Origin of the sequence: Glutamicibacter sp. AOP38-B1-38, assembly GCF_052377485.1 — a bacterium.
Lineage (GTDB): Bacteria > Actinomycetota > Actinomycetes > Actinomycetales > Micrococcaceae > Glutamicibacter.
In genome coordinates, this window is record NZ_JBQSWU010000005.1 from 30,894 (window position 1) to 57,717 (window position 26,824).

Genomic DNA, 26,824 nt, shown 5'->3' on the forward strand with positions numbered 1-26,824 from the left:
TTTGGCAGAAACCAGGACGACGGGTCGACGCCGTGCCGCAGACGTCGAGATCGATGCGATCACTGAGATCGCAGCGGCCGCCACAGAACGATCCGTTGGCCGCCGCGCATCACGCGCAGCCGCTGTCGAAGCAGTAGCAGTTCCAGAGCCGCTTTGCGCCGATTATGTCGGGCGCCGCTTTGAGTCTGGTCAGCGTTACGGCATTGCGCCAACGCAGAAAACTCTTGCTACCCAGGATGTTGACGGAAACGTCATTGCCCTACCTACAGCAAAGCCCGTTGTTGCACCTGAAGGCGTAGTAGCAAGTAATGAAGAGCTCGTTCAGAGCCTTCGTGCTTCACCAAAAAAGACTTCACGACTTGGGTTTACCCACAAGATCGCTGCCGTTGCCGCGGTATCGGGTTTGGCACTAGCTGCGGTTTCTCCGCAGCTCAGTAGCGCCGTGCCTGAAGAGGGTCCGGTGGTAGCGGGTGCGCAGCGCACCGCAACTTCCGCAGTGGTCGATGTTAAGGCTCCAAGCGATGCTGGCTTAGATGTGCAGCGTGCGGCTTTGAAGTCCGACATCAACCCCAAGGTGGCCAACGAAGAGAAGCTCTCTGAAATCCTCACCGCTTCCGGTGGGGACATTCAGAAGGTCGGTTCGACCGGTGGATTGCTCGAGCGTCCGGTGGACAGTAACCGCATCACCTCAAGTTTCGGGCACCGCAAGAACCCAACCGGCGCCGGCTTCATGATTCACAGTGGCACAGATTACGGTGTGCCGAGCGGCACAAAAGTTTACGCCGCAGCATCGGGCAAGGTCACAGTCTCCGGATGGGCAGGTCATTCCGGTCAGCGGGTCACCTTGGCCCATGGAAACGGCCTGGAAACCGGGTACAGCCACAACTCGCAACTACTAGTCAACGTGGGCGACACCGTCAAGCGCGGCGATGTCATCGCTTTGGCCGGTAGCACCGGTAATTCCACCGGGCCGCATGTGCATTTCGAAGTAATTGTCGACGGCCAGTTCAAAGACCCTGCCGGCTGGTTATAACGACGTTCGTCACCTTACCGTGATCAAAACGTGACATTTGAAAGATAGTCCTATAGGCTAAACAGCGTGCCAAGGGGAATCCTTGAGCAACATTGCGTGCGAACCGAGCACTGCCAACGCGCAATGAGCAGTTATACACAACTCGTACGGCAGTGACGGGGGAACCAACATCGGGTCGTTAGTTTTGGCTAACAACCCTAGGGGTTAAGTGGAAGAGAAGGAAACTTCAACTCCACCGAGGTAACTCCACTTCGAACCCGACAGCTTACCTCGTAGGTATCAAGGAGAGGCTTTATTGTGACCAAGCGTCAAGCGCCGGGACGCCACCGCGCCCCAGCAGCACGTACCAACCCACTTGCTAGCATTTCGCAGGCAGTGTCCTCGAATGCAGGCTCGGTCGGACGTCAGGCAGCCGTTGTTGCTGCTGCGTCCGGTCTGATCGTCACCCTGGGCGTACCAGGTCAGGCAACCGCCCCACGTGACGTATCAGCTTCCCCGGTTGACACGATCAACCCGGAACGCGTTGCTGTCAAGGCAGTCAAGGTATCCACCAAGAAGGCGGATAACGTCGAGATCGAGCGCGCCAGCTTCACTGCTGAGCCAAAGCCCGAGCCGGTCGTTATCGCTGTCGCTGATGATATCGAGCCAACCACTCGCGAAAACTCGGGCAACTCCGATTCTTCGGGCAGCTCGGACTCCATGGCACCAATGACCCGCCAGAACCGCGGCGGCAATGGCCAGCAGAGCGCGCCAACTGAGACCAAGAAGGAATCCACCAAGCAGGAATCCTCGGTCCCGAGCAAGAACCTCACCGGTATCGCAGCTACGGCTTCGAAGTACTCGGGTGTTCCATACGTCTGGGGCGGAAATACTCCCAGCGGCTGGGACTGCTCTGGCTTCGTGAAGTACGTCTACGCGCAGCACGGCATCAACATTGCTCGTGGCACCTCCGCGATCCTCGGATCCGGCCAGTTCAAGCGCACCAGCAGCCCGAAGCCGGGCGACTTGGTGTTCCAGAACGGTGGCGGCCACGTAGGCATCTACCTAGGTGGGGGCCAGATGATCGGCGCGCAGAACCCAACCGTGGATACCATGATCCACTCGGTGAGCCGCAACCCGATGTACGGTTACTACACTCTAGCTGGCTAAGCAGCCTGCTCCCATTGGCCATCGAACGTAATGTTCGGTGGCCAATGGTCGTTTAACCGGGTGAACTACGGGCTACTTCGCGATGAAAATCAGCGAATATCTTCCTAATCTTGAAGCCAAATCGGCAATATATCGCATAGGCTAACGGCAAGAGAACTAACTGCGACGAGCTCGTCGTCATCAACTTCTAGTGATGCACACAAGCTCATTAAAGGAAGTATGCGAATGAGAACGTTGGTTTTGAACGCAGGTTATGAGCCATTAGCGGTGGTGACTTTCCGTCGCGCCTTGCTCCTTGTGCTTGCCGAAAAAGCAACAATCATTTTGCAAGATCATGAGTCACCCGTGCGCAGCTCGCACGGAGACTTACCGCGCCCCACCGTGATCGTGTTAAAACGATATGTGCGACGCCCCTACAGGAACATGAACCATGTGACCCGTAGGGGCGTTCTTCGTAGAGACCACTTCCGCTGCGCCTACTGCGGAAAGACCGCCAACACCATCGACCACGTAATCCCGCGCAGCAGAGGCGGGCAGAACACCTGGGAGAACCTCGTGGCGGCCTGCTTGTCGTGCAACAGCCGTAAGGCCGACAAAATGCTCTCGCAATTGGGATGGCAATTGTTGCTCACGCCGCATCAGCCACGGGTGGGAGGGCACCTGGTTTCCGGACTTGACCATATTGATTCTTCATGGGCTCAATACCTTCATGCCAGCTAGGAAATAATCGGTCTCCGTGAGATGTTGAGACGTTAGTACTAATCTGAACAAATCACGGAGGTAACTCGTGAGTATGGAAGGCGCGGCGTGGAGTACGCTGTGGCAGCTCTCAAAGAGCGAACAGCGACGTGCATATCGTCCAGAGACCCCGCGGCGGGTTTTTGACTTCGCACTCAGCTATAAAGCACGTCTGATAGTCTTCGTGATTTTCTCTGTATTGTCAGCGGCAATCGCTGTCATCACTCCGGTGCTTGCCGGACGAGTCGTTGACGCAATCGTGGCGCAAGGCAGCTGGGAGACCGTGCGGAACTTGGCGATCGTTATGGTGATAGTCGCCGTTTTCGATTCAATATTCGCGATGCTCGTACGCTGGCAGTCCTCTAACCTCGGTGAGCAAATCATCTTTGATCTTCGCACCAAGGTATTTGACCATGTGCAGAAGATGCCCATCGCGTTTTTCGCACGAACCCGCACCGGAGCACTGACCTCCCGGCTCAATTCAGATGTTATCGGCGCTCAAGCGGCTTTCGCAGGAACCTTGTCCGGAATCGTTTCAAATGCCGTTGCACTGATCCTGACCGCTATCGTCATGCTCACTACCTCCTGGCAGGTCACGATCCTGGCGCTGGTCCTTTTCCCGCTGTTCCTGCTGCCGGCAAGACGCTTCGGAAAGTCTCTTGCTGGGCTGCGCAAGGAGTCGGCAGACCTGAACGCTTCAATGAGCACCCAGATGACCGAACGATTCTCGGCACCAGGCGCTACGCTGATCAAACTCTACGGGCGTCCCAATGAAGAATCCGAGCAATTCGGTTTGCGGGCTGCGCGAGTACGCGACATCGGCATCAAGATGACCATGCGGCAATTCGCATTTGTGACGGTGCTGGGGCTGGTCGCGGCGCTGTCGTTGGCCCTTGTGTACGGACTGGGCGGATTCTATGCCTTGCGTGGCGAGATGGCGGCAGGTGACGTGGTAGTACTCGGGATGCTCATTATCCGCCTGTATACGCCGCTTACGGGACTTGCTAACGCCCGCGTGGAGATCACCAGTGCGCTAGTTAGCTTCGACAGGGTGTTTGAGGTGCTAGACCTTGAACCGCTGATCAAAGACGCTCCGAACGCGATAGCGCTTCCAGCAGAACCTGTGGCAGTGAAATTCGATAAGGTGAACTTCGCTTACCCCAGTGCCGAGGAAGTTTCACTAGCTTCGCTGGAAGATACTGCGGTGCTAGATAAACGCGGTGGCGAGGAGATTCTCCACGATATTTCCTTCGAGATTCAGCCCGGTCACACCGTCGCGTTGGTTGGCTCTTCCGGCGCTGGTAAATCGACCATCGCGCAGCTACTTGCACGGCTCTACGACGTGCGTGGCGGTGCTATCACGCTCAACGGACACGACCTGCGTGATATCACCCTCAAATCCCTATATGGAGAACTGGGAATGGTCACCCAAGACGGGCACCTGTTGCACGAGACCGTACGCTCTAATTTGTTGCTGGCAAACCCTGGCGCCAGCGAAGAGCAATTATGGGCGGCATTGGAAGACGCGCAGTTGCGGACCCAAATCGAGACCCTCCCGGACGGGCTTGCCACGGTGGTTGGGGAACGCGGATACCGGCTATCTGGCGGAGAACGCCAACGCATGACGATCGCCCGGATGATTCTGGCCAATCCGGGGCTGGTCATTCTCGACGAAGCAACTGCGGCTTTGGATTCACGCAGCGAACTTGCTGTGCAACTGGCGCTGTCCCAAGCGCTGGAAAACCGCACGGCATTGGTCATTGCCCATCGGCTTTCAACGATCCGGCAAGCGGATCAAATCTTGGTGATCGACGGTGGACGAATCGTTGAACGTGGAACGCATCAGAGCTTGCTAAGCAAACAAGGCGCGTACTCAAAGTTCTATGAAACTCAGTTCAATTCGGTCCAGGAACCGGATCGTAACTAAAGCAGTTTTTGCGCCATGCTCCTGCGCTATGCGGAACTCGTGGCGATACCAGAGAGCCGGCCGCGGACACCATTGAAAATAGTTCGAGGTCGGCCCTCATAGCCACGTGACAAACTTTTCTGCATATCTGCTCATTAGTGGGGTGCGTTTCTCCGAGCAAGAAGGGTAGGCAATACGTGCTGGCGTAATAGTGGGGCGATGTCATCACGCAATAGGGCTTCGTGGGGGTGGATCCACATTAGCTCTTCGAGTTCGGCTAGTGGTTTGGGGGAACCGTTAAATCTTGCGCCGAACAAATAGGCTTGTATCGAGGTGTCTGCTTCGTTGGCCGCCGGTCCAAGCCATTGGCCGTACTCTGCAAAGTCTTTTTCCTCGAACTTCACTCCTAATTCCTCATGTACCTCGCGCATCACGGTCTCTAAGGGTGTCTCGCCCTTTTCTGGTTTTCCGCCGGGTTGCATGAATTTTGAAGTCCCACGCTTCCGAACAAGAAGAATTTGTCCCTGATCGTTGATTAAACACGCTGCCGAGATAGTTAAATTTTTCATCACCAAAACACAATATCGCGTGTGAAAACTCGTGACGAATGGTAACGTGCATTATTGGATCTCCAACGTTTTTAGTTGAGTAACGTCGTGATTAGAGAACTCGCAGTTTCAGATCGTACGACGACGTCTTGGCCGGATGTTGGAATAGAGAGATCGATCCATCAAATTTATAGATCTATGGAGCTTTAATGCGACGGGGAACAAACTTAGGCCGCCTTGGCGATTTTAACCAGGCGGTTATCCTTGAGTCCATCCGACGAGCCCCGGACGGCATCAGCCGTGTGGAGCTCGCAGGTTCGACTGGACTTTCACCACAGACAATTTCAAACGTCGTGCGTCGTCTTCTTGACGATGGCATCGTTCGCGAAGACCGAACCATTGTGTCCGGTCCAGGTAAGCCGAGAACCGTTCTGGAGCTAGAGGGAAACCGATTAGTGTCCATCGGCATCCATCTTGACCCAAGCGTGCTGACCTTCGTGGCCATGAACCTGCGCGGCGAAGTATTGCGTGAGCGCAGTATCGATGTACCGAATCTCGAAGTAGCCACGGAGACCATCCAGCTGATGGCAGACACGGTCAAGGAATTGATTTCCGAGATTCGCGTGCCGAAAAAGCACATCGTCGGTGTCGGCATTGCCGTACCCGGACCGGTTAACGTCGAAGACGGTGTGGTGCTCAACCCACCGCTGCTCGATGGCTGGGCAGATGTAGAGCTGGTCAACCCACTACGTAAGCTGCTGCGCTTGCAGGTAATCATCGAAAAGGACACCATCGCATCTGCGGTCGGTGAGCTTTGGCAGTCCAAGGAAGAGAAATCAGATGATTTCGTCTTCGTATACTGCGGCCACGGCTTCGGTGCAGGTATCGTGATCGACGGCGAAGTCCACCACGGTTCGAGCAACAACGCTGGTGAAATTGGGCATTACTCCACCGGACGCAAGGCCGTCGCATGCGAAGAGTGCGGTGCCGACGATTGCTTGGCTGCAGGCACCTCCTACGAGTTCATGGCTGCCCAGGCTAAGGAACGCGGGCTGGAACTGCCGGCCTATGAAATCATGGGCCCGGAGCAGCGCTCCGAGGGTATCAACCGTCTGACCGAACTTGCGCTGGAAGGCAACGCCGTCGCCAAGGAACTGATCATTGAATCGATGATTCGGGTGGGTGAAGTCGCCGGACAGCTGGCCAATGCGCTGGACGTCCGCGAGATCGTCTTCGGCGGTCCACAGTGGGACAAGGTTCGCGAGCTCGTCGCTGATGAAGTCGATGAAGCCGTTCAGCGTCGCTTCGGGCTACGTGCAGTCCACGAGGTCGGTACCCGCACCTCGAGCCTTGGCTCGCAGGTTGGCGCCATCGGTGGCGCGTGCGTCGTCATGGATGCCTCGCTCTCGCCGAAGGCTACCGCACTGCTACTGCGGTAAGTCGTTCGACATGATCAATATAAAGTTGAGGTCCCGCTCCGGTAGAAGCGGGACCTCAACTTTTTATTGGTGCCCCTGGCCGGAATCGAACCGACGGCCTACCCTTTAGGAGAGGGTCGCTCTATCCTACTGAGCTACAGGGGCGCAGGCGCTAGGCGCGCCATCAACACTATCCTACTAGGAAGTTGATGATGAATTTGTCAGGATGAATGCTGTCGAATCTCAGCCATTTTCTTAATCATCGCTTTGTTCGCACGACGAGCCGCCAAGCCAAAGACTAGCGCGGCCGTGATGAAAAGCGTGGCCCACCGGATCGTGGTCAGGATTGAAGCGAGCACGACGGTGCTTTCGTTGAGTTCCGCGCCGAAGAGCGAATCAATGGCAAAGTTCTCCCACAAGTCGGTCACCGCAAACAGCAAGGGTGCCAGCCACGCCAGCCAACGCATCTGACGGTTGGGAATCCAGCGAATGAAGATCAGCATGGAAAACAGCCCGGTCAGCAACGGGAACAGCAGTCCGGCGGTCTTGTGAAGGTAATTTAGCTGTCCGGTGGCATCCGAATCCATGGCTGCACGTAGCGCTTCGATATCCGAAACCGTGTAGCCGAAGACGCGCTGATCTGGCATGGATAACCCGTTACTGAGGTCGGTCATCTGGTGCATCGTGAGCAGGTGGTAGTACACAAAGAGGAACACGCACGTGACCAACCCTGCCGAGATCAACAGCATCGGATTGGAAGTAGATTCACGTTGTTGCGCAGAATCCCGCAGTCCTTGACCGAGCTTCTTGGCCTGCTCATCCTGGAAATGCGCTGGCTTGCGATACTCTTTGCTTTTCTTAACGTTCTTTGCCATACCTTCCATTATGCCGGGTAGGTCTGCGAAACCGTCGCAGAGCCCACGTAGACTGGCATTACCATGGATTTCCTTAACGATGACTTCGCCGCGGAGCCGGCACAGCGCACTTTACCGACGCCCGAAGAACTGTTGCTGGGGATGAACGAACAGCAAGACAAGGCAGTTCGTTATCACGGCGGCCCGCTCTTGATCATTGCTGGTGCTGGTTCTGGTAAGACCCGCGTGCTGACTCATCGCATTGCGTATTTGCTAGCTACCGGACGGGCCCGACCGCACGAAATTCTTGCTATCACCTTCACCAACAAAGCCGCTGCGGAAATGCGTGAGCGGGCTTCCGAACTGATCGGTGAAGATCAGGCAAAAAAGATGTGGATCTCCACCTTCCACTCCTCCTGCGTACGCATTCTGCGCCGTGAGGCTGCAACTATCGGTTTGAAGTCGAACTTCTCGATCTATGATTCGGCCGACTCCCTGCGCTTGATTACGCTTATTGCCAAGGGGTTGGATATTGATCCGAAGCGGTTCACGCCCAAGGCCATCGCCCACAAGATCTCGTCGTTGAAGAACGAACTTATCGACGAAGAAGATTTCGCCTCCACCATGAACACCAATGATCCATTCGCGCGGTCCGTGGCAGAGGTCTATCGAGGCTATACCCGACGGCTGCGCGCGGCGAATGCGATGGACTTTGACGACCTGATTGGGCAGGTCGTTTACATGTTTCGGGCCTTCCCAGCGGTGGCGAACAACTATCGCCGTCGCTTCCGCCACGTGTTGATTGACGAGTATCAGGATACGAACCACGCGCAGTACTCCTTAGTCCGAGAATTAACCGGACCCGATGGGCTGACCCGGCCGGGAGAACTAACGGTAGTCGGCGACTCTGATCAGTCGATTTATGCGTTTCGTGGAGCGGATATTCGCAATATTGTGGAATTCGAAAAGGATTACGCAGACGCCGCGACGATCAAACTCGAACAGAACTACCGTTCCACCCAGAACATCCTCTCGGCAGCGAACGAAGTGATCAAACGCAACCCGGACCGCAACGACAAACGCCTTTGGACGGCCAGCGGGGACGGCGACCAGATCACCGGTTACGTGGGAGAATCCGAGGGGGACGAGGCGCGCTGGATCGCGGAGGAGATCCTTCGGCTCAATGACGAAGAAGACGTGCGACCGGGCGATGTAGCCATTTTCTATCGCACCAACGCACAGTCCCGAGCGCTCGAAGAGCAGCTCATGCGCGTTGATTTAAAGTACCGGGTGGTTGGCGGCACCCGATTCTACGACCGCAAGGAAATCAAAGATGCGCTGTCTTATTTGCGAGCCTTGGTGAATCCCGAAGACGACATTAACGTTCGCCGCATCCTCAACGAGCCCAAACGCGGCATCGGCGACCGAGCCGAAGGAGCGGTAGCAGCGCTAGCCGAACGCGACCGGATCTCATTTATGGAAGCGTTGCGCCGTTCCGATGAAGCCCCAGGTCTAGGCACTCGTGGCATCAAGATGACCGCAGCTTTTGTGTCCTTGATGGACGATTTGAAGACTGTTGCAGAAGGCTCCGGCCCGGCCGAAGCGCTGGAAGCGGTACTGGAGCAGACCGGATACCTCGAAGTTCTTCGAGCGTCGAGTGATCCGCAGGATGAGTCCCGGGTAGAAAACCTTGCTGAGCTCGTTGCGGTGGTCCGCGACTATGTGATTGATGAGCCGGAGGGGGGCCTGGAAGGGTTCTTGGAGCGCGTGGCGTTGGTGGCCGACGCAGATCAGATTCCCGAGGCGCCTACAGATAGCGAAGGCGCAGAAATGGCGGCTCGTGAAGGTGTGGTCACGCTAATGACGCTGCACACCGCGAAAGGGCTGGAATTCCCGGTGGTGTTCCTGACCGGCATGGAACACGGAGTCTTTCCGCACCAGCGTTCCATGACGGACGAGAAGGAATTGGCCGAGGAGCGACGTTTAGCGTATGTGGGGCTTACTCGGGCTAGGGAACGGTTGTACCTGACGCGAGCCGAACAGCGTAGCTTGTGGGGACAGTCGCAATATAACCCTGCGAGTCAGTTTCTCGACGAAATTCCTTCCCACCTGTTGGACTGGAAGCGGGAAGGAGGCACGCCTGCGGGGTGGGGTGCGAGTAACGGAACGGTGAATTTCGCCACGAGTCGGTATGACCGTGGATCTCATTGGGGTGCCGGCAATGCTTCGAATTTTGCATCTCGTGGGCATAACGCAGCTCCGGTGGCCAAGCAGCGCGTGCAGCAGAACAAAGAAATTGTCATTCCAAAGGTTGGCCAAAACGTGAAACATTCTGGCTTTGGCTTGGGCGTTGTTATCGCGATCGAAGGTGTCGGTGATAAGACGGTTGCAAAAGTGCAATTTGCTGACTCGGAAAAACGGCTCCTATTGCGTTACGCGCCATTAGAAATGGTTGACTAACCGGAGATTCTTTGGCGCGCGCTTTGAGGTTTCTTGAAACCGTCGACAGGCTGCCCAGCGGTTCTCTACAGCCTGTAAAAGTGGGAAGTTTGTAAAAGTAGGGATAGTCTGAGAGGTGCGCACGGCTACGGCGCCGTATGACTGCCGATAGTTACGTTGCGCTCTCTAGGGCGTGGCATGGATTTCGATTTATGGCCATGCCGCGAGTCAGCATGAACTTCGAACGAAGGACACAAACCCGTGGACCTGTATGAGTACCAGGCGCGCGATCTATTCGAGGCACACGGGGTTCCCGTGCTTGCCGGTATCGTCGCTTACACCCCGGAAGAAGCCAAGGCCGCAGCTGAGAAGATTGGCGGCGTTGTAGTAGTTAAGGCTCAGGTCAAGGTTGGTGGCCGCGGTAAGGCTGGCGGCGTTAAGGTTGCCAAGACCGCAGATGAGGCTTTCGAGCACGCTTCCAACATTCTCGGTATGGACATCAAGGGCCACACCGTCAACAAGGTCATGATCGCCCAGGGCGCCGACATTGCCGAGGAATTCTACTTCTCGGTACTGTTGGACCGTGCAAACCGTAACTACCTGGCCATGTGCTCGGTAGAAGGTGGCATGGAAATCGAGGTGCTCGCAGTCGAGCGTCCGGACGCACTGGCAAAGGTTGCCATTGACCCATTGGTAGGCATCGATGCTGCCAAGGCTGCTGAGATCGTCGCCGAGGCCAATTTCCCTGAAGAACTGCGCGCAAAGGTCGCAGATACCATCCAGAAGCTCTGGGTAGTTTTCAAGGAAGAAGACGCCACCCTCGTTGAGGTGAACCCACTGGTGAAGACCGGTGCCGGTGACATCGTTGCACTGGATGGCAAGGTTTCCCTTGACGAGAACGCTTCCGAGGTTCGCCACCCAGCTCACGAAGAGCTTGAGGACAAGGGCGCAGCCGACCCGCTGGAAGCAAAGGCAAAAGACGCAGGCCTGAACTACGTCAAGTTGGACGGCGAAGTAGGCATCATCGGCAACGGTGCAGGTCTAGTCATGTCCACCTTGGACGTTGTGGCCTACGCTGGCGAAAATCACGGCAACGTGAAGCCAGCTAACTTCCTAGACATCGGCGGTGGAGCCTCTGCCGAGGTCATGGCCAACGGCCTGGACGTCATCCTGAACGACCCACAGGTCAAATCAGTCTTCGTGAATGTCTTCGGTGGCATCACCGCGTGTGACGCAGTCGCAAACGGCATCGTTGGCGCGCTGAACACTTTGGGCGATTCCGCCAACAAGCCTCTGGTTGTTCGCCTCGATGGCAACAACGTTGAAGAGGGTCGTCGTATCCTGGCCGATGCCAACCACCCATTGGTGACCCTGGCAGCAACCATGGATGAGGGCGCCGATAAGGCTGCCGAGCTCGCCAACGCAGCGAAGTAAGAGGGATAAGCGAACAATGAGCATTTACCTGAACAAGGACTCCAAGGTCATCGTCCAGGGCATCACCGGCGGCGAAGGCACCAAGCACACCGCCCTGATGCTCAAGGCTGGCACCAACATTGTCGGCGGCGTCAACGCCCGCAAGGCTGGCACCACCGTCACCCACGGTGACCAGGACATCAAGGTATACGGCACCGTGGCTGAGGCCAAGGCCGAGACCGGCGCAGACGTATCGATCGTCTTCGTGCCACCTAAGTTCACCAAGGACGCCGTCGTTGAAGCTATCGAGGCCGAGGTTGGCCTCGTCGTAGTCATCACCGAAGGTGTTCCAGTGCAGGACTCGGCCGAGTTCTGGGCGCTGGCGCAGTCGAAGGTTGACGCCGACGGAAACCAGATCACCCGGATCATCGGCCCTAACTGCCCAGGCATCATCACCCCAGGTGAAGCACTGGTCGGCATTACCCCGAACAACATCACCAAGAAGGGCCCAATCGGCTTGGTATCCAAGTCCGGCACCCTGACTTACCAGATGATGTTCGAACTGCGTGACCTGGGCTTCTCCACCGCCATCGGCATCGGCGGTGACCCAGTCATCGGTACCACCCATATCGACGCCCTGGCCGCTTTCGAAGCTGACCCAGAGACCAAGGCCATCGTGATGATCGGCGAGATCGGCGGCGACGCTGAAGAGCGCGCAGCCGACTACATCAAGGCCAACGTCACCAAGCCAGTTGTTGGCTACGTGGCTGGCTTCACCGCTCCTGAGGGCAAGACCATGGGCCACGCTGGCGCCATCGTCTCCGGCTCGGCAGGTACCGCTCAGGCCAAGAAGGAAGCTCTCGAAGCTGCTGGTGTGAAGGTAGGCAAGACTCCTTCGGAGGCTGCCGTCCTGTTGCGCGAAGTTTTCGCGGCTCTCTAAGCCTTAGGAAATTCGCAGACGCGAAAAAGCCCCATGGCATCGGTTTTCGATTCCGTGGGGCTTTACCTGTACTCGGACTATGTCCTAGCCGCGTAGGCCAGCAGCTGCGTCCGTGTCGACCCTCAAGAACGAGGAGCCGATGACCGCGAAAGCACCAGGTATCAATAGCATCCGGTGTTTTGGGTTATAGAAAATTTCCTCGAGCGGCGAAGCGATAACTCGCCGGACCTTTTCCAAGAGCCGCTCATTGTCCAGAGACAGACGCTCCTGCTCGGTTTCAATCACCACACGATCTCGTTCAGTGCTCACCGATGCGCTCATCCAGTCGTCACTCGGTGTACTCAGAGTCTCCGATTTAATCAGGGACACGGTTATAACCGCCTTCATCTTGCGTTGTGCCACCGGAGAAGACCTCCGGGGCTTGCCTCTTTGCCTGCGCTCAGTGTGGCAGAGAACACGCAACTAGACATATTGAATATAGCGCGATTCGCTGGTAAAAGCCCGTCAAACAGCGCAGATGTAATAAAGCTGTTATTCGAGCAGCCCGCGAATATCCTGAGCCGTCAAAGCCTTGGAGAATCCATCGGCTTCGTCCATAACCGTGGAGATCAGCTTCCGCTTGGACTCTTGGAGAGCAACAACCTTTTCTTCGATGGTGCCCTGGGCAATCATCCGGTAAACCATCACCTGGCGGGTCTGCCCGATTCGGTGGGTGCGGTCGATCGCCTGCGCTTCTACGGCAGGATTCCACCAAGGATCAAGTAAGAAGCAGTAGTCAGCTTCGGTCAAGTTCAAGCCAAAACCACCGGCCTTCAACGAGATCAGGAACAGCGGTGCCTCCCCGTCCTTGAACTGCTCAATGACCTTCGCACGGTTGCGTGTGTTGCCGTCCAGATACACGTACGGAATACCTCGTGCTTCCAACTTTGCCGCAAGGACCTTTAAGTAGGAAGTGAATTGTGAGAATACCAAGGCTCGGTGCTGTTCGCTGAGCACATCCTCAAGCTGTTCGAAAAGTGCTTCCAACTTAGAGCCCGGGATCTCGGCAAGTTCCGGGTCAACCAGCGAAGGTTCCAATGCAAGCATGCGCAGATGGGTCAGCGACTGGAAAATCGTAAAGCGGTTGCGGTCCAGATCCTCAACAAGGTGCAAGATCTTCTGCCGCTCACGGTTCAGATGCGTGTCGTACACATGCTGGTGCTCTTCGCTCAGACGCACCAAGACCTGCTGTTCTTGCTTGGCGGGGAGATCCAAGACGACAGATTCCTTGGTGCGGCGCAGCATGAAAGGTTTCACGCGGCGCTGCAGCAACTTCAGGGTTTCCTTATCGCCTAGCACCTCAATGGGGCGGGCAAACTGGCGGTTGAACCGGCTGGTATTCATGAACAGCGATGGAGAAGTCAACGAAAGCAGCGCGCCGAGCTCGGCGAGGTTGTTCTCCATTGGCGTGCCGGTGACCGCCAGCTTGAAGTTCGTCTGGATATTCACCGCGCTGCGATGGGCCTTGGTCGAACGATTCTTCACGAATTGAGCCTCGTCCAGGATCAGGCCAGCGAATCGCTGGGATTCGTACATCTCATCGTTGAGCCGGAGCAGCGTGTAGGTGGTCAGGATGACGTCATAGTTGGCCACTAGTTCGTTCAGCTCGCGTTCGGAACCGAGGGTACCTTCAACGGTGATCACGCTCAGGCTCGGAGCGAACCGTTTGATCTCCATCTCCCAGTTGGAAACAACGGAGCTTGGAGCAACGACGAGGAAGGGGGCACTGTTCCGCTGAGCGGCCGGCAGCTGCGCCACATGCTTCGGGTCATCCCAGAGTTTGCGTGCGTGAAGCATTAACGCGATGGTTTGCAGGGTTTTTCCCAGTCCCATGTCGTCGGCAAGAATGCCGCCAAAACCGCCTCGGTACAGGCGCGCAAGCCATTGATAGCCCTCGACCTGATACGGGCGCAAGGTGGCATTGAGCGTATCGGGCACATCGGCCTCTTCACCTTCGGCCACACGCAGGAGCGAACGCATGCGCCCGATAAATAGGTCGGCGCCTTCGATTCCCTCGGCAAGCTCATCAAATTCATCGAAGAGCGAGACCTGGAAGACCGAGAGCTTCAGGTCGGCATCCTTGGGTTTGTCATTCAGCGCCTGAGCCTCATCGACCAGCGACTTCAGCTTGGCAAATAACGGGTGATCCAGTGAGAACCAGGTGTTATCCGGAAGCTTGACCTTCATGGCACCGCTGGTGAGCGCCTCGAGAATGGTGGAGAAAGGTACTTCATGGTCGCCTACGGCGATCAGCAAGCCCAAATCAAGCCAGTCGTTGCGTTCGTGGCTCACCGCGTTGATCTTCAGCCGTGGAAGTTCACGTAGCTGACGGTAAACCGGGCGGATGCCTTCTTCGGTGATCTTCATGACGGACAGGCCATGCAGGGCCGGCAGCAACTCCGAAACAAATACAATCATATGTTCACCGGAGAAGAACTTCGAGTCCAGGTCGTGGTTGCTGGTGCCTGTGTGTCGCTCGAAGACGTCATTGACCGTGCTGCGCAAGGAATCTTCGGCCTGGGCGTCATAGACCTCGCGGTCGTTGGGCACTCCCGGGTAATGGATCTGGAAATCAATGGTGGCAGATTCCTTGATGCTGCCATCTTCCTTTTCCTCACGCATGAATTTCACCTCGGCGTGGACCATCGGCGGGGCAAGTGCGGGAAGTACCAGATCCTTGCTTATGCTGCGCAGATTGAAACGACGCGCAAGGCGCGCGTACGAACCAGCGAAAAAGTCCTGCATTTGATCTTCGGGAACCTGCAAGGGTTCGCGATTCTGAAACCAGCGGCGGTGCTGAGCGGGAACTATCTCTTGACTTGGTGCCAACCAGATTTGTTCAGGTGCTTCCAACTCAACGTAGAACCCGTGGTCCGCGATCGTTCCACTGGGAGTCTCTGCGTTGAGTGTTAGGCCCTGACCTGCAATGTTCAAATGTCCAGCCACGGTGAGCGAATTGTCCTGCCCGAGGTCGGCGAGCAGCTCAAATCGGGACTGGCGGTCAATATTCACGCTGGTCTCATTGCGGGTGCTAATCAGTTCGATACCAAGATCTTGAGCTTCGCCAAGCATTGGCCAGAGCAGATCCGAGGCATACTCATCGAGGAACAACCAGTCTTCGTCGACCTTAAACTGCAGCTGAGTGTTGCTTCGTGCTAGCGCAGCAAAACGGGTGAACCAATGGTGCTGATTGCGCAGCATATTCCAGCCGTAGGTCTTGAACGCAATGGTAGTCCAGCGCAGCTGTCCACGAACCCAGCGTCCCTCGGAGTTGCGCACCATGGGGCGAACACCCAAACGGAAGCGTTTGTTGCGCGTCGGGTGGGGGACCGCTCCCGAAGGCATCCACTGCTGTTGCTGGGAGGTATTTTTCGAATCAAAGACCATGAATTGCAAGGCCATGGCCACGACCGGGTCATTTGGTGACCCTAATAGTCCGTCTGCGGGCCCCGGCTCGGGTTCTTCAAACCAGGTGTTCACTTGCTGGGACCAAGCAGTAACGGTCTTTTGCTCTTGAACGACCGCCGGGCGGGGCAGCTTGGCGATCTTATTGGCGGTGAGCGACAGCGCCGCGATATGCGGGCAGATCGAGCCTTTGTCGCAGCTGCAGTCCGAAACGTCGATGGACCAGCCCGAAGCGCTGCGAATCACCGTGAGAGTGGGGGAGAACTTCTGACCATCTTCGAGGACGGTACCCGAGATGACACTCGCAGTTTCATCAAAGGCGACGTCAGTCACTGATTCGTCGTTCTTGGCAAGTTGTTGCCCGAAGAAGAATGGAACGTCACCCAAGTACGCCAGTAGGTGCCTTGCGTCAATGAGTGGTGGCACAGAATCAGTCATCCTCTCATCGTTTCACGTTCGGGGCGTAGGTGAAAGTTGAGGACGCTAACTGTGAATAATCACTTGTGTTCAAGGTAGCGTAGATGCATGTCTCATGTGTGGCCTTATCTCCCCGCCAGAGCGGTCAATATCACCACAATGGTTGAGTTCGACAGGCTCGCAGCCGAAGCCATCGAAACTCAAGCATCGCTTGCCCGAAACTGGCGCGTTCACCGGGTTGATCTTCGAACCAGGGACTCGGTTTTAAGCGCTCTGGACCTTGCCAACTGTCTTTTTATTGATTGCGTCTATTCCGATGCCGGACGTTCGCTCGTAGAAGCAACCGGCGGGCTATGCATGAGTACCGGAACGCAACTCCCGTTCAATATTTATGAACGTGGGCTCTACTCCCCGCTAGAGCTCTATGCGGGGATCAAAGAAGCCCCCTACTCGCAGGTGCCCGACGCGCAGATCTATACCTATTCGCAAGCGAATTCTCCGGCTGAGTTTTCGCCCGATGACAGCACAATGGCAACGACTTTGCATGATCACCATATTGGTCAGGCGATGTTGAGCGCTGTTTACGATGGGGTATTTGCCAAGACGCCCATGATCGGGATCATGGGCGGGCACGCGGTAGCACGTGGCACGCAAGAATTCGCCGATGCAGTGCGGCTCGGTGCGATGCTAACCGGCCAAGGCTATTCGATTGTTACCGGTGGGGGACCAGGGGCCATGGAAGCGGCAAATGCCGGCGCGTGGCTTGCAGACTATGACAAAACGGCTACCGGCAGAGCCGTGGATATCCTCGCACAAGCTCCAGACGCGATCCGTCATCGGACTGCCTGGGCGCGTGCAGCATTGCGAGTGCGTGAAGAATACCCCAGCACGAGAAATTCAATGGGCGTGCCCACCTGGTTTTACGGCCATGAGCCACCAAACCTGTTCGCCACGCATATAGCAAAGTTTTTCACGAACTCGATTCGCGAAGCCATCCTGCTCGAACAGGCAAACGGCGGAATCATTGTGCTTCCCGGTGCTGCCGGGACAGTCCAGGAAATATTCCAAGACGCCTGCGAAAACTACTACGCGACCGGCGCTCGCGTCGCTCCCATTGTGTTGGTGGGCCGCGAGCATTGGACACGGAAGCTACCGGTCTGGCCATTGCTGCAGGCGCTTGCCGCCGGGAGGGCCATGGAAAGCAGAATAGCTTTGGTGGACACCGTGCAAGAAGCCGTCGAATTCATTAAAACAATGACTCCATTGCGGCGCCGCACGCGGTTCTAACAACGATAGTGGCCGTTGCCTCAAGCTGTGTCATGTTGGGGCAACGGCCAGCAGTCTGCTTTTGGAGCTAAGCCACGGTGGTGCCGAAAAGCAAGCCCAAGCAGTAGGTTACAGCGGCCGCACCCAAGCCAATGGCCAGCTGACGCACGCCACGTTTGAGCGGGGACGCACCGGATAGCAGGCCAACGACGCCGCCGGTGAGCAGCAACGCGATGCTGACCAAAGCGACCGCCACGCTCACCGCAGCTAGCCCGGTGAGCCCAAAGATGTAGGGCAGGATCGGAATGACTGCGCCCGAAGCAAAGAACATGAACGAAGAAATGGCGGCTCCCGGTGCCGAACCAAGCTCCTCATGTTCGCGTTCCAGTTCCGCGCTGCGAACTTCTGGATGGAGTGAGAAGGAGGGGTTGCAATCGCAGGTAAACAGCCCCATGCGTTCTGCCGCGCGGTGTTCGGCGTCCTCATTGTTCATGCCACGTGCTTTGTAGATCAACACCAATTCATTGGCGTCAAGATCGAGGTCACGGGCGGCAGAAAGCGTGACTTGGGTGGGGCGCGACGCGGTGAGAAGCTCACGTTGGGAACGGACTGACACGAATTCCCCGGCAGCCATGGACAGCGCGCCGGCCAGCAGGCCGGCAATTCCGGAGAAGAGCACGAGGGACGAGGCCACACCGGTGGCGCCGATGCCCATGACCAAGGCCAGATTCGAAACGAGCCCGTCATTTGCGCCGAACACCGCGGCTCGGAAGTTGCCGGACAGCCGGGATCTGCCGGCCGTAGCCAAAGCACGGATGACTTCCTCATGCACTTGCTCATCCGCGGCCATTTGCGGCGCGGCATCCTGATCGGTGGCGTAAGGAGAGTTGCCTTCGGCACGCTGGGCCAGCGCCAAGACAAACACCGAACCGAAATGCCGGGCCATGAAACGCAACATGGTGCGCCGCATCGACGGACGGACCGGGCGCACGTGTTCACCGAGCTTAGCGCGCCAGTAATTTTCGTGGCGTTCTTCCGCTTCGGCTAGCCCACGGAGAATCTGGCGTTCTTGTCCGGTGCGCTTTTCGGCCAGTTCACGGTAGATCGCACCTTCGGCGACCTCATCGGCCATGTACTGGCGCCAGCGGCGGATCTGCGCCTTGGATGGTTCGGGAATTGAGGTTGGGGCCATCACGGGGATGAGTCTCCTGCGGCAGAATTGGATCATTCACGGGCAGATGATCCGGGTTAGGTTCAACCCCCTAGTTTAGTGAGTGAGTCGAGCACTGGGAATTTGGCAAGACTAAATACCTTAGCGGCGCCAGGGTTTTGCCCTCGGGCTGCCACGAATACCGAAAGTTCCTCGCGCTGCCTGTCGAAGCTCGGCGGACCCACGGTTCTGGCTAGCAATCGGGTGAGCAGGTGCGGGTCGGTGACGTAGTAGCTGACCCAGACTCCGCGAAGCGGAAACTGCACCTGGCCGGTTTGCAGGTCAATAATGGGAAGGACGTTTGAAGCCATAACTATCGTGGACCCTTAAAAGAGCTCTTGCCCGTAGCCGGTTGGAGTACGGACCGCTTCTTCATCCGAACCACCCATGAACCTGGGGTTGGTGTGCGGCCAGTCGGAGCTTGGCGCCGCATCTCGTGAAGCAACACCACGATGCTACACCCGTGGGCTGTCCGGATGCGTAGTGAGACGTCATACTCGGCTCTCGCGGGCCTCATGGGAAGCAGAGCCGAGCACCGGGAGGTGCACGGACCGCGCCCACAAGAACCCTGCGCTTGGCGCAGGCGAAGGTCGCCGGGCGGGGATCTGGACATCGGGCACTACCGGTGGCTGGCCCGGTGACCGATCTCCGGCAAGTGGCTCCCCTCCCGACCCGCCGTCGATGCCGCCAGGCCTGCCCGAGCCGCGCGGGAGTATCGCTGCGCAATATGCCGCTCAGGTCCAACGCCTCTGGTCCGTTGGGACCAACGCCAGGCTACGGACCGGCAGTTTCACCAGGTGGTGCTCCTAGTCGCTGGGCTCGGTCAGGGCCATCCGAGCTAGCGCGAGCCTATGCGGCCTGTTAGAGGCGGTGCCCTGCCAGAGCTATGAGCAAGATTTGGCGAAGAATCGTTGTTAGGACTGCTCGGCGATTCGCTGCAGCGAGGAGCGTTGTTCCTTCCATTGCTCAGCGCTGAATCCAGGGATATTTCTCGCCTGTTCGCGCAGTCCTACCTGTCCGTCGAGAAGCTCTCGAACGATATCGAGATGCCCGGCATGCCGGGAGGTCTCCGCGATCATATGAACAATAAGATGCTCCACGGTGGTATGCCGATGCACGGACCACCAGGGGACCTCTGCCGGGGATTCTAAGTTCAATTCGTCAAGCGCGTGTTCGGCAAATGCGATGGATTTTCGGTACAACGCGAGAACATCTTCTACCGAGAAGCTGGCCGGAGGCAGGAAGTCGATCTGCGGTTCATCGCTTTGCAGTAGTTGAAGCACATGCCGATCGTTGGGCACACGACCTAGGCACTCGCCGAAATAACCGTATTCGGTGATTGCTAGGTGGTAGATGACACCAAGCATGTGGGTTCCGGTATCCGTCATGGGGCGGCGGGCCAACTCCTCGGAGAGTCCCTGGCACTTCCAGAGCACGGTGTTGCGGGCCTCGTTCAAGTAGGTCCGAAGCCTCTTGGAGGACGGATTGCCAGCGGTATCCATGTGCCGAGTCTAGTTTCTTGGCGATTGAATAAACAGCGCCGGCGCATTGAGGGCTTGGTTGCTGACTTCAGGACTGAAGCGTGAGTTCGGCGAAGTTCTCGTTGCCTATTGGTAAACTGACGCAGTGTAGGAACCTGAACCGGATTGGTTTAGCGGAATTGTAGGCCGGGTGCTGCCAAGCTAGGGCTGCGCCGGTGTCAAAATGGTGGGAGAGCATGAAAACACTGCCCGTAGAGCCCACCGGCTCGTCGATTAATATCGGCGCCCGTTTGCGTGGGGTACGCCAAACCCGACGAATGACCATCGACCAGGTGGCCGAAATGTCCGGACTGACCAAGGGGTTCTTGTCTCGCGTGGAGCGAGACTTGACTAGCCCTTCGGTGTCGACGTTGCTCAGGCTCTGCGAAGTGTTGGGCTTAGAGGTTGGACAGCTCTTCTCAGTACCTGAAACCAAATTGGTCAGGCTGGAGCACGCGCCGCGAATCGCTTTGGGTGGTCAAGGGATCACCGAACAACTGGTCACTCCCCGCGCCGAGACCAGGGTGCAGATGATTAGGGCAGAGGTCGCGCCTCAGGGCTCGGGGGAAGCCGAGCTGTATTCAGTGGATTGCAAGGTGGAAGTTCTGCACGTGATTTCCGGAGAATTTACCTTGGTTCTGCCCGAGGACCGCATTGAACTGCAAGCGGGCGATACGGTAACCTTCCCGGGCCGTGAGCCGCACAGTTGGGAAAATACTTCGGACCGGACCGCCGTAGTGACCTGGACGCTGTTGCTCTGACCAAAACCGCAATGCGCTTTTGAAGGGCTTGCGCGTTTTCCGTCCGTGCCGGGTTTCGGCCGGGCAAAGCCCAAAGCGTATCCTTGACATAGCGTCAACAACTTTTCTCGACGCCGATAAATAACCGAAGGGAGCTCCGTGACGGAAAGCGAGCCACGGGCTGAACTGGTCGAACTGCGCTCCGCGAGCTGGTGGATGTCTGCAATTCTCGGTGTCTTAATTGGTGTGACCATGACATTGATCCGCACTCAACGTTATTTCTTCATCGCTGGGGCGGCGATTCTGGCGGGGGTCATTCTGGTCATCGGCTTACGCACTATTCACCGTCGTTCTCAATACCCGCAGATGGCACAGGCGAAAACCTCTTGGGTATATGCGGTGTGGACGCTGGTGCTACTAGTGCTTGCCGGGCCCGTCCAGCTGGTATATGTGGCGGATGAACTCGACGAGATTGCGATTAAGTCCTTCGTGCTTTCGGCAGGTTTCTGTTTTGGGTTCCATGAGGTGGACCGGGCATTGGTAGCGAGCAGCAAGAAGTCCTTCGAAGGCTAGCTGCTGAACTACACGCACGCATTGGGAGGGTGAAATGTCTACCGAAAACCTTGCGGTCGGCATAGACATCGGCGGGACGAAGATCGCCGGGGGCGTGGTCGATGGCCACGGCCGGATTCTTCGCCGAAGCTTCCGCCCTACTCCGGGCCGGAGCGCAGCCTTGACCGAAGATTCTATTGCCGAGGTAGTCAGCGAGCTCAGCGACGGGGATGCTCATATGCCCGTGGGCGTCGGGGCCGCCGGCTGGATTAACCGAAGCGGTTCGCATGTCCTCTTCTCCCCGCATCTTGCATGGCGTGATGAGCCGGTGCGTGAACGTCTTGAGTCGAAGATGAACCGCCAGGTCGTCCTGAATAATGATGCCGACGCCGCAGGGTGGGCCGAGCATCGTTTCGGAGCTGCGCGAGGCGAAGAGCTGAGCGTCTGCCTGACCCTTGGCACGGGTATCGGCGGTGCCATCATGTTCGGCAACAGTATTCTGCGTGGCAGTTTTGGCGTCGCAGGGGAGTTCGGGCACCAGACTTTGGTGGTGGACGGCCATCGTTGCCCGTGCGGAAATCGAGGGTGCTGGGAACAATACGCGTCGGGCAACGCACTGGGCCGTGAAGGCGCGGAGCTTGTCCGGTTGGATTCTCCGCGGGCGCATAGCCTGCGTGAAGCCTGCCATGCGGATCCAGCCAAGGTGAGCGGAGCGATGGTGACGGCATTGGCGGTCAATGGCGACCCTGCCTGCATGGAGCTCATCGATGAGATGGGCCGATGGCTCGGGAGGGGAATCTCGAATCTTGTGGCTGTGCTGGATCCTGGTGTCGTGGTCATCGGCGGGGGGACTAGGGTCTGCTTCTACCTGCCTGGTCGAACAGGCGGAGGCCTCCTACCGGCAGTTACTGCCGGGGCGAGGCTACCGGCCGTTTGCTCGCGTTGTACGAGCCGAGCTTGGCTCGGATGCCGGGCTGATCGGCGCTGCGGACTTGGCCCGGTGGCACGGGTAACTCGTTTCCTGCGAATGCGCACTATTCGCTTCATCGCATTTTCACGTTCCAAATCAGCGACCTAATCCCGCAACCCAATCGGTGTTGCGGGATCGCTGTTTTAACCAGCAAAAACCGGTTTTCGTGGCTTCGCTGTTGATTGCACCTTGACGGTCGGCGCACCGATAAATAGCATGGGAGGAAACTCATGTTTCATATTAGGCAACTCTTGTCGAGTGTGCCGGGAAGAAGCGCTCATGAAGGAAGTCCGGATCGAAGAAAATGGGAACATCGGACCCATTAATGCCGCGGTAATTCCGCGCTATGCCGGAGGCGGCACCTATGCACGGCTTCCGCGGCTGGACCAAGTCCAGAAATCCGATATCAAGATCGTCGGTGTTCCTTTTGACTCCGGTGTTTCCTACCGTTCCGGCGCACGTTTTGGAGCAAACCACGTCCGTGAGTCCTCTCGGTTGATCCGCCCATACAACCCGGCCACCGAGGTTTCCCCCTTCGCTTTGAGCCAGGTTTCCGACGCCGGTGATATGGCGGTCAACCCGTTCAACATCAACGAGGCCATCGAGACCATCGAGCACAATGCGCTGGAGCTGACCGAAGACGGTTCAACGCTGGTGACCATCGGTGGCGACCACACCATCGCATTGCCCTTGTTGCGTGCGGCCTCGCAACGTGCCGGTGCGCCGGTAGCAATGCTGCATTTCGACGCCCACCTGGATACCTGGGACACCTACTTCGGAGCCGAATACACCCACGGAACCCCTTTCCGGCGGGCGGTGGAGGAAGGCATTCTCGATACCGAGGCGATCTGCCATGTAGGAACCCGAGGCCCGCTCTACGGCAAAAAAGACCTCGAAGACGACAAGCGCTTCGGTTTCGGCATCGTCACCAGCTCAGATGTCTACTATCAGGGCGTGCAAGAGATCGTCGCGAAACTTCGGGACCGCATCGGCAACCGCCCATTGTACATTTCGGTCGATATCGACGTGCTGGATCCGGCGCACGCACCGGGCACCGGCACCCCGGAAGCAGGCGGCATCACCAGCCGCGAACTGCTGGAAATCTTGCGCGGCTTGCGCGGGCTGAAAATCGTGGGAGCCGATATCGTGGAGGTGGCACCGGCATACGATCATGCGGAGCTAACCGGCGTCGCTGCCTCACATGTCACCTATGACCTGATCAGCCTGATCAGCGAATACCGTCAGCTGAACGGACAGAACAACTAATGGGCAACGAAGTACAACGTAACGGTGGAGATCTCGTCGTTGAGACGCTGACAGCGCTCGGCGCGAAAACGGTCTTCGGCATTCCTGGACAACATGCTCTGGGGCTGTTCGATGCGCTCTCACGCTCCAATCTGCAATTCATTTCTTCCCGGGTAGAAAACAACTCGGCCTTCGCCGCCGACGGCTACAGCAGGGCCACTGGAGAGGTCGGAGTGCTTTTCCTCTCTACCGGCCCGGGAGCGCTGACCGCCCTCGCCGGATTGCAGGAAGCCTATGCCACCGGCGTGCCCATGGTGGTGGTTGCCAGCCAGATTCCTTTGGATGGACTGGGCGCTCGCCGAAAAGGCATGCTGCACCAGCTCGATGACCAGAAGGCCTCGGCCGCAAACGTCACCAAGTTCCAGCAGACGGTGCATCACGCCTCGGGTATTCCCTCGGCGATCCAAGATGCCTGGGCGCAGGCGATCACCGTGCCGATGGGACCGGTCTGGATCGAAGTTCCGCAGGATGTCTTGCTGGCATCGGTGCTCATTCCTCCGGTGCGTGATGCCCTTGCCGAAGCCTACGATCATCCACCACGTGTGGAATTGATCGATGAAGCGGTTCGCTGGCTTTCGGAAGCAAAACGACCGGTGGTTGTTGCGGGCGGAGGTGTCCGTCGGGCCCAAGCCGAAAACGAATTGCTGGAGGTGGCCGAGAAGCTCAATGCCCCGGTGCTTTGCACCCCGGGAGGCAACGGCGCATTCCCGTGGGATCACGAATTGTCTTTGCAATCTTGGGTGGAGGATCGGCATGTCACCGAAGTTCTCGAAGATGCTGACGTATTGGTGGTCGTGGGCTCAGCGCTCGGCGAAGTCTCCAGCAACTATTTCTCGCTCGCACCTCGTGGGCACATAATCCAAATTGATGCCGAACCGCGCGTCCTTGAGTCAAATACGCCAGCATTGGGTATCCGCGCGGATGCCAAGGCGGCGTTGCAGTTCCTAACTTCGAAGCTTAAGGAAGTAAGCCTGCCCAACGGGCCAGATTGGCATGGGCAGAGCCCGACTCAAGTCGTCACCCAGACCTTGGCAAAGGTGCAGGCACGGCTGGCGGAGCAGGGCCTGGACCATGAACGAAGGTTCATGGCTGATATCCGCGAGGCAGTGCCCGCGAAAATGCAGACCTTCTGGGATATGACCATTGCGGCTTATTGGGGTTGGAGCTGCTGGGATTCGCGCCAGGGAGAGTTCCATTCGGCGCAGGGTGCCGGTGGCCTAGGTTTCGGTTTCCCCTCGGCCATTGGAGGTTCCATCGGCTTGCAGATCGAGGGAGCTACGCCCGAGCAAGCGCGAGTGCTCGCGGTCTCCGGTGATGGCTCGTCGATGTACTCCATTGCAGAATTAGCCACGGCAAAACAGCACAACGTGCCGGTCACTTGGCTGATCGTTGACGACGGTGGTTATGGAATTCTGCGTGAATACATGGAAGGGGCTTTTGGCAAGGCAACGGCCACCGAGCTGGAACGCCCGGATTTCGTTGCCTTAGCCCAGGCTTTCGGAGTTCCTGCGCGACTGGTCGAAGCTGACCAGATCGGTGACGCGTTACGCGAGTCATTCGCCGGAGAAGGCCCAAATGTCATCGTGGTTCAGACGCTCTTACGCATGTTCGCCCCGACGCATTTAGGCGAGTAAGGCATAGCTTCGGCGCCCTTCGAAGGGGGCGCCGAAGTGACTCTTGTTAGTGCGTGAAGTGGTAAACCACGCCAAACATTAATGTGGAGAAGCCCAGGCTGACGCCTATGAGCAGTGGCACCCAGTCTAGGGACTGGCTTGCCAACATCACTGCGAAGATACCGAAGAGCAACATGGCTCCGATTCCTCCGAGGATCAACCCTCCGCCACCATGATGCTGCACGGCGGAATGTGCAGTTCGTTGGATACGTGGTGTCATGCACTCATGGTACGACCGAAGCCAAGCAATCTGCGGTGCACCGGATAAGAATCTGGGTATTGTCAGATTTGTTTGACTTGGCTCTGGCTTCTCAACTGATGAACCCGCGAGGCTGATCGAGCCAACGACTCGTAGTCGGCGCCTGGGCCTTGGGCGATGAAACCTTCGCAGAGATGGTCAGCGGCCACCTGCTTGCCGAAAGCCAAGCCTCGGTAACTTCCGCCGGACATTCGAATCAGGTGCGCTCCCGCGGCCACGTCCCAAGGCTTCGTATCGAACCCCACGCTTGCATCGCACCAGCCGGCGGCCACATGAGCGAGCCCCAGAGCGGCAGAAACTTTGCGCCGCACGGTGGCGAAATCCTGAATCCACTGCCCAAAGAGCTCAATCGCCAATGGGCCGTCCTTAAGCATGGACTCGGCTCCCGGGTAATCTGTCATCAAGTTTGCGCGTGCTTGTTCAGGTCGATTGCCTGGGCTCAACAATTCCCCATTGTGATAAGCAGCCTGACTATTGGCACTGAACTGATCTCCGGAGATCGGATCGACTATTGCTGCTGCGACCAACTCGTTGTCGATTGCCGCGGCAATTGAAATGCAGAAGAACGCGACGCCGTGAACGAAATTACTGGTTCCGTCAATAGGGTCCACAATCCATTGCACTTCGGTCGGGGAGGCTATGCCTGAGTCCGCGGCTATGTTCTCTTCGCCGAGTACCCAAGACTTTGGGAAGGCCTCGCGTAGCGACTGGGTAATGATCTCTTGGCTTTGCCGGTCTACATCGGTGACGAGATCATGGGCGTTCGTTTTTTCTTCGGCGCCGACACTTCCGCGGAATGCTTCACGAACTTGTGGTGCAGCTTTGAGCGCGGCAATCAGTGCTGCCTGACGCAGCGATTCGGCCAGAGCTAGTCGGGTGGGAGTCATCTGAGCATTCACGGTTCCACCCTATCTTGGTGTTCTAAGTGCACCTTAATCTTTTCGACTGAGACCGCTGGCAGAAGAGCGAAGTCTGAGAAGAAGCATTCACGAACCAAGTAATACGACGCCCAATAGAGTTCAAAACCGCA

General features: G+C 57.4%; 23 protein-coding genes, 1 tRNA gene, 1 pseudogene and 2 riboswitches. Of the genes and pseudogenes, 15 read left to right on the forward strand and 10 right to left on the reverse strand.

Going from position 1 to position 26,824, the window contains the following annotated elements; genetic code table 11:
- The first annotated feature begins 1 nt into the window (after window position 1).
- The 4 genes from ACT3TP_RS04205 (at window position 2) to ACT3TP_RS04220 (ending at window position 4,847) form a co-directional block, all read left to right on the forward strand.
- Window positions 2–1,033 (forward strand): M23 family metallopeptidase, encoded by a 1,032-nt coding sequence (locus ACT3TP_RS04205; protein WP_444615638.1) that lies wholly within the window; start codon window positions 2–4, stop codon window positions 1,031–1,033.
- A 124-nt stretch (window positions 1,034–1,157) separates the two neighbouring features.
- A riboswitch (cyclic di-AMP (ydaO/yuaA leader) is annotated at window positions 1,158–1,327 on the forward strand.
- A 3-nt stretch (window positions 1,328–1,330) separates the two neighbouring features.
- The gene (locus ACT3TP_RS04210) at window positions 1,331–2,182 is read left to right on the forward strand and encodes a C40 family peptidase (RefSeq protein ID WP_444615639.1); all 852 of its coding nucleotides are present in this window, start codon (window positions 1,331–1,333) and stop codon (window positions 2,180–2,182) included.
- Window positions 2,183–2,407: 225 nt separating this feature from the next.
- Window positions 2,408–2,902, forward strand: a complete 495-nt coding sequence (locus ACT3TP_RS04215) for an HNH endonuclease (RefSeq protein ID WP_105554213.1) — start codon at window positions 2,408–2,410, stop codon at window positions 2,900–2,902.
- 67 nt (window positions 2,903–2,969) lie between these two features.
- The gene (locus tag ACT3TP_RS04220; protein ID WP_444615640.1) at window positions 2,970–4,847 is read left to right on the forward strand and encodes an ABC transporter ATP-binding protein; all 1,878 of its coding nucleotides are present in this window, start codon (window positions 2,970–2,972) and stop codon (window positions 4,845–4,847) included.
- 134 nt (window positions 4,848–4,981) lie between these two features.
- Here ACT3TP_RS04220 and ACT3TP_RS04225 read toward each other — a convergent pair whose 3' ends face one another.
- Window positions 4,982–5,395, reverse strand: coding sequence for an NUDIX hydrolase (locus ACT3TP_RS04225; RefSeq protein WP_176484314.1), 414 nt, complete (start codon window positions 5,393–5,395; stop codon window positions 4,982–4,984).
- A gap of 188 nt (window positions 5,396–5,583) precedes the next feature.
- On the opposite strand from ACT3TP_RS04225, the pseudogene ACT3TP_RS04230 reads away from it, so the two are divergent.
- Together ACT3TP_RS04230 and ACT3TP_RS04235 are read left to right on the forward strand one after the other, a co-directional pair.
- Window positions 5,584–5,748, forward strand: a pseudogene (locus ACT3TP_RS04230) (winged helix-turn-helix transcriptional regulator); the annotation flags it as partial.
- 81 nt (window positions 5,749–5,829) lie between these two features.
- On the forward strand, window positions 5,830–6,813 hold the full coding sequence (locus ACT3TP_RS04235; protein WP_444615651.1) for an ROK family protein: 984 nt from the start codon (window positions 5,830–5,832) through the stop codon (window positions 6,811–6,813).
- Between the two features lie 67 nt (window positions 6,814–6,880).
- Here ACT3TP_RS04235 and ACT3TP_RS04240 read toward each other — a convergent pair.
- Both ACT3TP_RS04240 and ACT3TP_RS04245 read right to left on the reverse strand, forming a co-directional pair.
- Window positions 6,881–6,957: transfer RNA gene (locus tag ACT3TP_RS04240), tRNA-Arg, on the reverse strand.
- A gap of 56 nt (window positions 6,958–7,013) precedes the next feature.
- Window positions 7,014–7,667: a hypothetical protein gene (locus ACT3TP_RS04245; protein WP_096289189.1), complete on the reverse strand. Its 654-nt coding sequence runs from the start codon at window positions 7,665–7,667 to the stop codon at window positions 7,014–7,016.
- Between the two features lie 63 nt (window positions 7,668–7,730).
- On the opposite strand from ACT3TP_RS04245, the gene pcrA reads away from it, so the two are divergent.
- The 3 genes from pcrA (at window position 7,731) to sucD (ending at window position 12,438) form a co-directional block, all read left to right on the forward strand.
- The gene (gene pcrA / locus ACT3TP_RS04250) at window positions 7,731–10,106 is read left to right on the forward strand and encodes a DNA helicase PcrA (RefSeq protein ID WP_444619482.1); all 2,376 of its coding nucleotides are present in this window, start codon (window positions 7,731–7,733) and stop codon (window positions 10,104–10,106) included.
- 240 nt (window positions 10,107–10,346) lie between these two features.
- Entirely contained in the window at window positions 10,347–11,519 is a 1,173-nt protein-coding gene (gene sucC, locus ACT3TP_RS04255) for an ADP-forming succinate--CoA ligase subunit beta (protein ID WP_444619484.1), read from the forward strand.
- Window positions 11,520–11,535: 16 nt separating this feature from the next.
- Window positions 11,536–12,438: a succinate--CoA ligase subunit alpha gene (gene sucD, locus ACT3TP_RS04260; protein WP_096289183.1), complete on the forward strand. Its 903-nt coding sequence runs from the start codon at window positions 11,536–11,538 to the stop codon at window positions 12,436–12,438.
- Window positions 12,439–12,522: 84 nt separating this feature from the next.
- On the opposite strand, the gene ACT3TP_RS04265 is transcribed toward sucD, so the two are convergent.
- The gene (locus ACT3TP_RS04265; RefSeq protein ID WP_141393625.1) at window positions 12,523–12,747 is read right to left on the reverse strand and encodes a hypothetical protein; all 225 of its coding nucleotides are present in this window, start codon (window positions 12,745–12,747) and stop codon (window positions 12,523–12,525) included.
- Between the two features lie 222 nt (window positions 12,748–12,969).
- The gene (locus ACT3TP_RS04270; RefSeq protein WP_444619486.1) at window positions 12,970–16,308 is read right to left on the reverse strand and encodes a DEAD/DEAH box helicase; all 3,339 of its coding nucleotides are present in this window, start codon (window positions 16,306–16,308) and stop codon (window positions 12,970–12,972) included.
- Between the two features lie 150 nt (window positions 16,309–16,458).
- Here ACT3TP_RS04270 and ACT3TP_RS04275 point away from each other — a divergent pair, with 150 nt between their 5' ends.
- Entirely contained in the window at window positions 16,459–17,586 is a 1,128-nt protein-coding gene (locus ACT3TP_RS04275; protein ID WP_444619488.1) for an LOG family protein, read from the forward strand.
- A 67-nt stretch (window positions 17,587–17,653) separates the two neighbouring features.
- On the opposite strand, the gene ACT3TP_RS04280 is transcribed toward ACT3TP_RS04275, so the two are convergent.
- The 3 genes from ACT3TP_RS04280 to ACT3TP_RS04290 form a co-directional block, all read right to left on the reverse strand.
- Complete coding sequence (locus ACT3TP_RS04280) at window positions 17,654–18,757, reverse strand: VIT1/CCC1 transporter family protein (RefSeq protein WP_096289175.1); 1,104 nt, start codon at window positions 18,755–18,757, stop codon at window positions 17,654–17,656.
- Between the two features lie 62 nt (window positions 18,758–18,819).
- Window positions 18,820–19,086, reverse strand: a complete 267-nt coding sequence (locus ACT3TP_RS04285) for a hypothetical protein (RefSeq protein ID WP_096289173.1) — start codon at window positions 19,084–19,086, stop codon at window positions 18,820–18,822.
- Window positions 19,087–19,104: 18 nt separating this feature from the next.
- A riboswitch (SAM riboswitch) is annotated at window positions 19,105–19,217 on the reverse strand.
- A 472-nt stretch (window positions 19,218–19,689) separates the two neighbouring features.
- Window positions 19,690–20,277 (reverse strand): DinB family protein, encoded by a 588-nt coding sequence (locus tag ACT3TP_RS04290; RefSeq protein WP_096289171.1) that lies wholly within the window; start codon window positions 20,275–20,277, stop codon window positions 19,690–19,692.
- A 215-nt stretch (window positions 20,278–20,492) separates the two neighbouring features.
- Here ACT3TP_RS04290 and ACT3TP_RS04295 point away from each other — a divergent pair, with 215 nt between their 5' ends.
- The 5 genes from ACT3TP_RS04295 to ACT3TP_RS04315 all read left to right on the forward strand — a co-directional run bounded on the left by ACT3TP_RS04295 (window position 20,493) and on the right by ACT3TP_RS04315 (window position 25,496).
- A complete protein-coding gene (locus tag ACT3TP_RS04295) occupies window positions 20,493–21,056 on the forward strand; it encodes a helix-turn-helix domain-containing protein (protein ID WP_096289169.1) in 564 nt (187 codons plus the stop codon).
- A 138-nt stretch (window positions 21,057–21,194) separates the two neighbouring features.
- Complete coding sequence (locus ACT3TP_RS04300; protein WP_105554197.1) at window positions 21,195–21,608, forward strand: hypothetical protein; 414 nt, start codon at window positions 21,195–21,197, stop codon at window positions 21,606–21,608.
- 34 nt (window positions 21,609–21,642) lie between these two features.
- Window positions 21,643–22,665: an ROK family protein gene (locus ACT3TP_RS04305; RefSeq protein ID WP_444619491.1), complete on the forward strand. Its 1,023-nt coding sequence runs from the start codon at window positions 21,643–21,645 to the stop codon at window positions 22,663–22,665.
- A gap of 171 nt (window positions 22,666–22,836) precedes the next feature.
- Complete coding sequence (gene speB, locus ACT3TP_RS04310) at window positions 22,837–23,823, forward strand: agmatinase (RefSeq protein WP_105554195.1); 987 nt, start codon at window positions 22,837–22,839, stop codon at window positions 23,821–23,823.
- On the forward strand, window positions 23,823–25,496 hold the full coding sequence (locus tag ACT3TP_RS04315; protein WP_105554194.1) for a thiamine pyrophosphate-binding protein: 1,674 nt from the start codon (window positions 23,823–23,825) through the stop codon (window positions 25,494–25,496). Before speB ends, ACT3TP_RS04315 begins: the two co-directional genes overlap by 1 nt.
- 46 nt (window positions 25,497–25,542) lie before the next feature.
- Here ACT3TP_RS04315 and ACT3TP_RS04320 read toward each other — a convergent pair whose 3' ends face one another.
- Both ACT3TP_RS04320 and ACT3TP_RS04325 read right to left on the reverse strand, forming a co-directional pair.
- Window positions 25,543–25,755 carry a hypothetical protein gene (locus ACT3TP_RS04320; RefSeq protein WP_444619493.1) on the reverse strand — a complete coding sequence of 71 codons (213 nt, stop codon included), beginning with the start codon at window positions 25,753–25,755 and terminating at the stop codon, window positions 25,543–25,545.
- A 62-nt stretch (window positions 25,756–25,817) separates the two neighbouring features.
- Entirely contained in the window at window positions 25,818–26,681 is an 864-nt protein-coding gene (locus ACT3TP_RS04325; protein WP_444619495.1) for an inositol monophosphatase family protein, read from the reverse strand.
- Window positions 26,682–26,824 lie beyond the last annotated feature (143 nt).

Coding starts and splice junctions, on each gene's coding strand:
- ACT3TP_RS04280 (WP_096289175.1), bottom strand. CDS start 18,757: ATGGCCCCAACCTCAATTCCCGAACCATCCAAGGCGCAGATCCGCCGC.
- ACT3TP_RS04315 (WP_105554194.1), top strand. CDS start 23,823: ATGGGCAACGAAGTACAACGTAACGGTGGAGATCTCGTCGTTGAGACG.
- ACT3TP_RS04295 (WP_096289169.1), top strand. CDS start 20,493: ATGAAAACACTGCCCGTAGAGCCCACCGGCTCGTCGATTAATATCGGC.
- ACT3TP_RS04245 (WP_096289189.1), bottom strand. CDS start 7,667: ATGGCAAAGAACGTTAAGAAAAGCAAAGAGTATCGCAAGCCAGCGCAT.
- ACT3TP_RS04290 (WP_096289171.1), bottom strand. CDS start 20,277: ATGGATACCGCTGGCAATCCGTCCTCCAAGAGGCTTCGGACCTACTTG.
- speB (WP_105554195.1), top strand. CDS start 22,837: ATGAAGGAAGTCCGGATCGAAGAAAATGGGAACATCGGACCCATTAAT.
- sucD (WP_096289183.1), top strand. CDS start 11,536: ATGAGCATTTACCTGAACAAGGACTCCAAGGTCATCGTCCAGGGCATC.
- pcrA (WP_444619482.1), top strand. CDS start 7,731: ATGGATTTCCTTAACGATGACTTCGCCGCGGAGCCGGCACAGCGCACT.
- ACT3TP_RS04275 (WP_444619488.1), top strand. CDS start 16,459: ATGGTTGAGTTCGACAGGCTCGCAGCCGAAGCCATCGAAACTCAAGCA.
- ACT3TP_RS04215 (WP_105554213.1), top strand. CDS start 2,408: ATGAGAACGTTGGTTTTGAACGCAGGTTATGAGCCATTAGCGGTGGTG.
- ACT3TP_RS04225 (WP_176484314.1), bottom strand. CDS start 5,395: ATGAAAAATTTAACTATCTCGGCAGCGTGTTTAATCAACGATCAGGGA.
- ACT3TP_RS04325 (WP_444619495.1), bottom strand. CDS start 26,681: ATGACTCCCACCCGACTAGCTCTGGCCGAATCGCTGCGTCAGGCAGCA.
- ACT3TP_RS04305 (WP_444619491.1), top strand. CDS start 21,643: ATGTCTACCGAAAACCTTGCGGTCGGCATAGACATCGGCGGGACGAAG.
- ACT3TP_RS04285 (WP_096289173.1), bottom strand. CDS start 19,086: ATGGCTTCAAACGTCCTTCCCATTATTGACCTGCAAACCGGCCAGGTG.
- ACT3TP_RS04320 (WP_444619493.1), bottom strand. CDS start 25,755: ATGACACCACGTATCCAACGAACTGCACATTCCGCCGTGCAGCATCAT.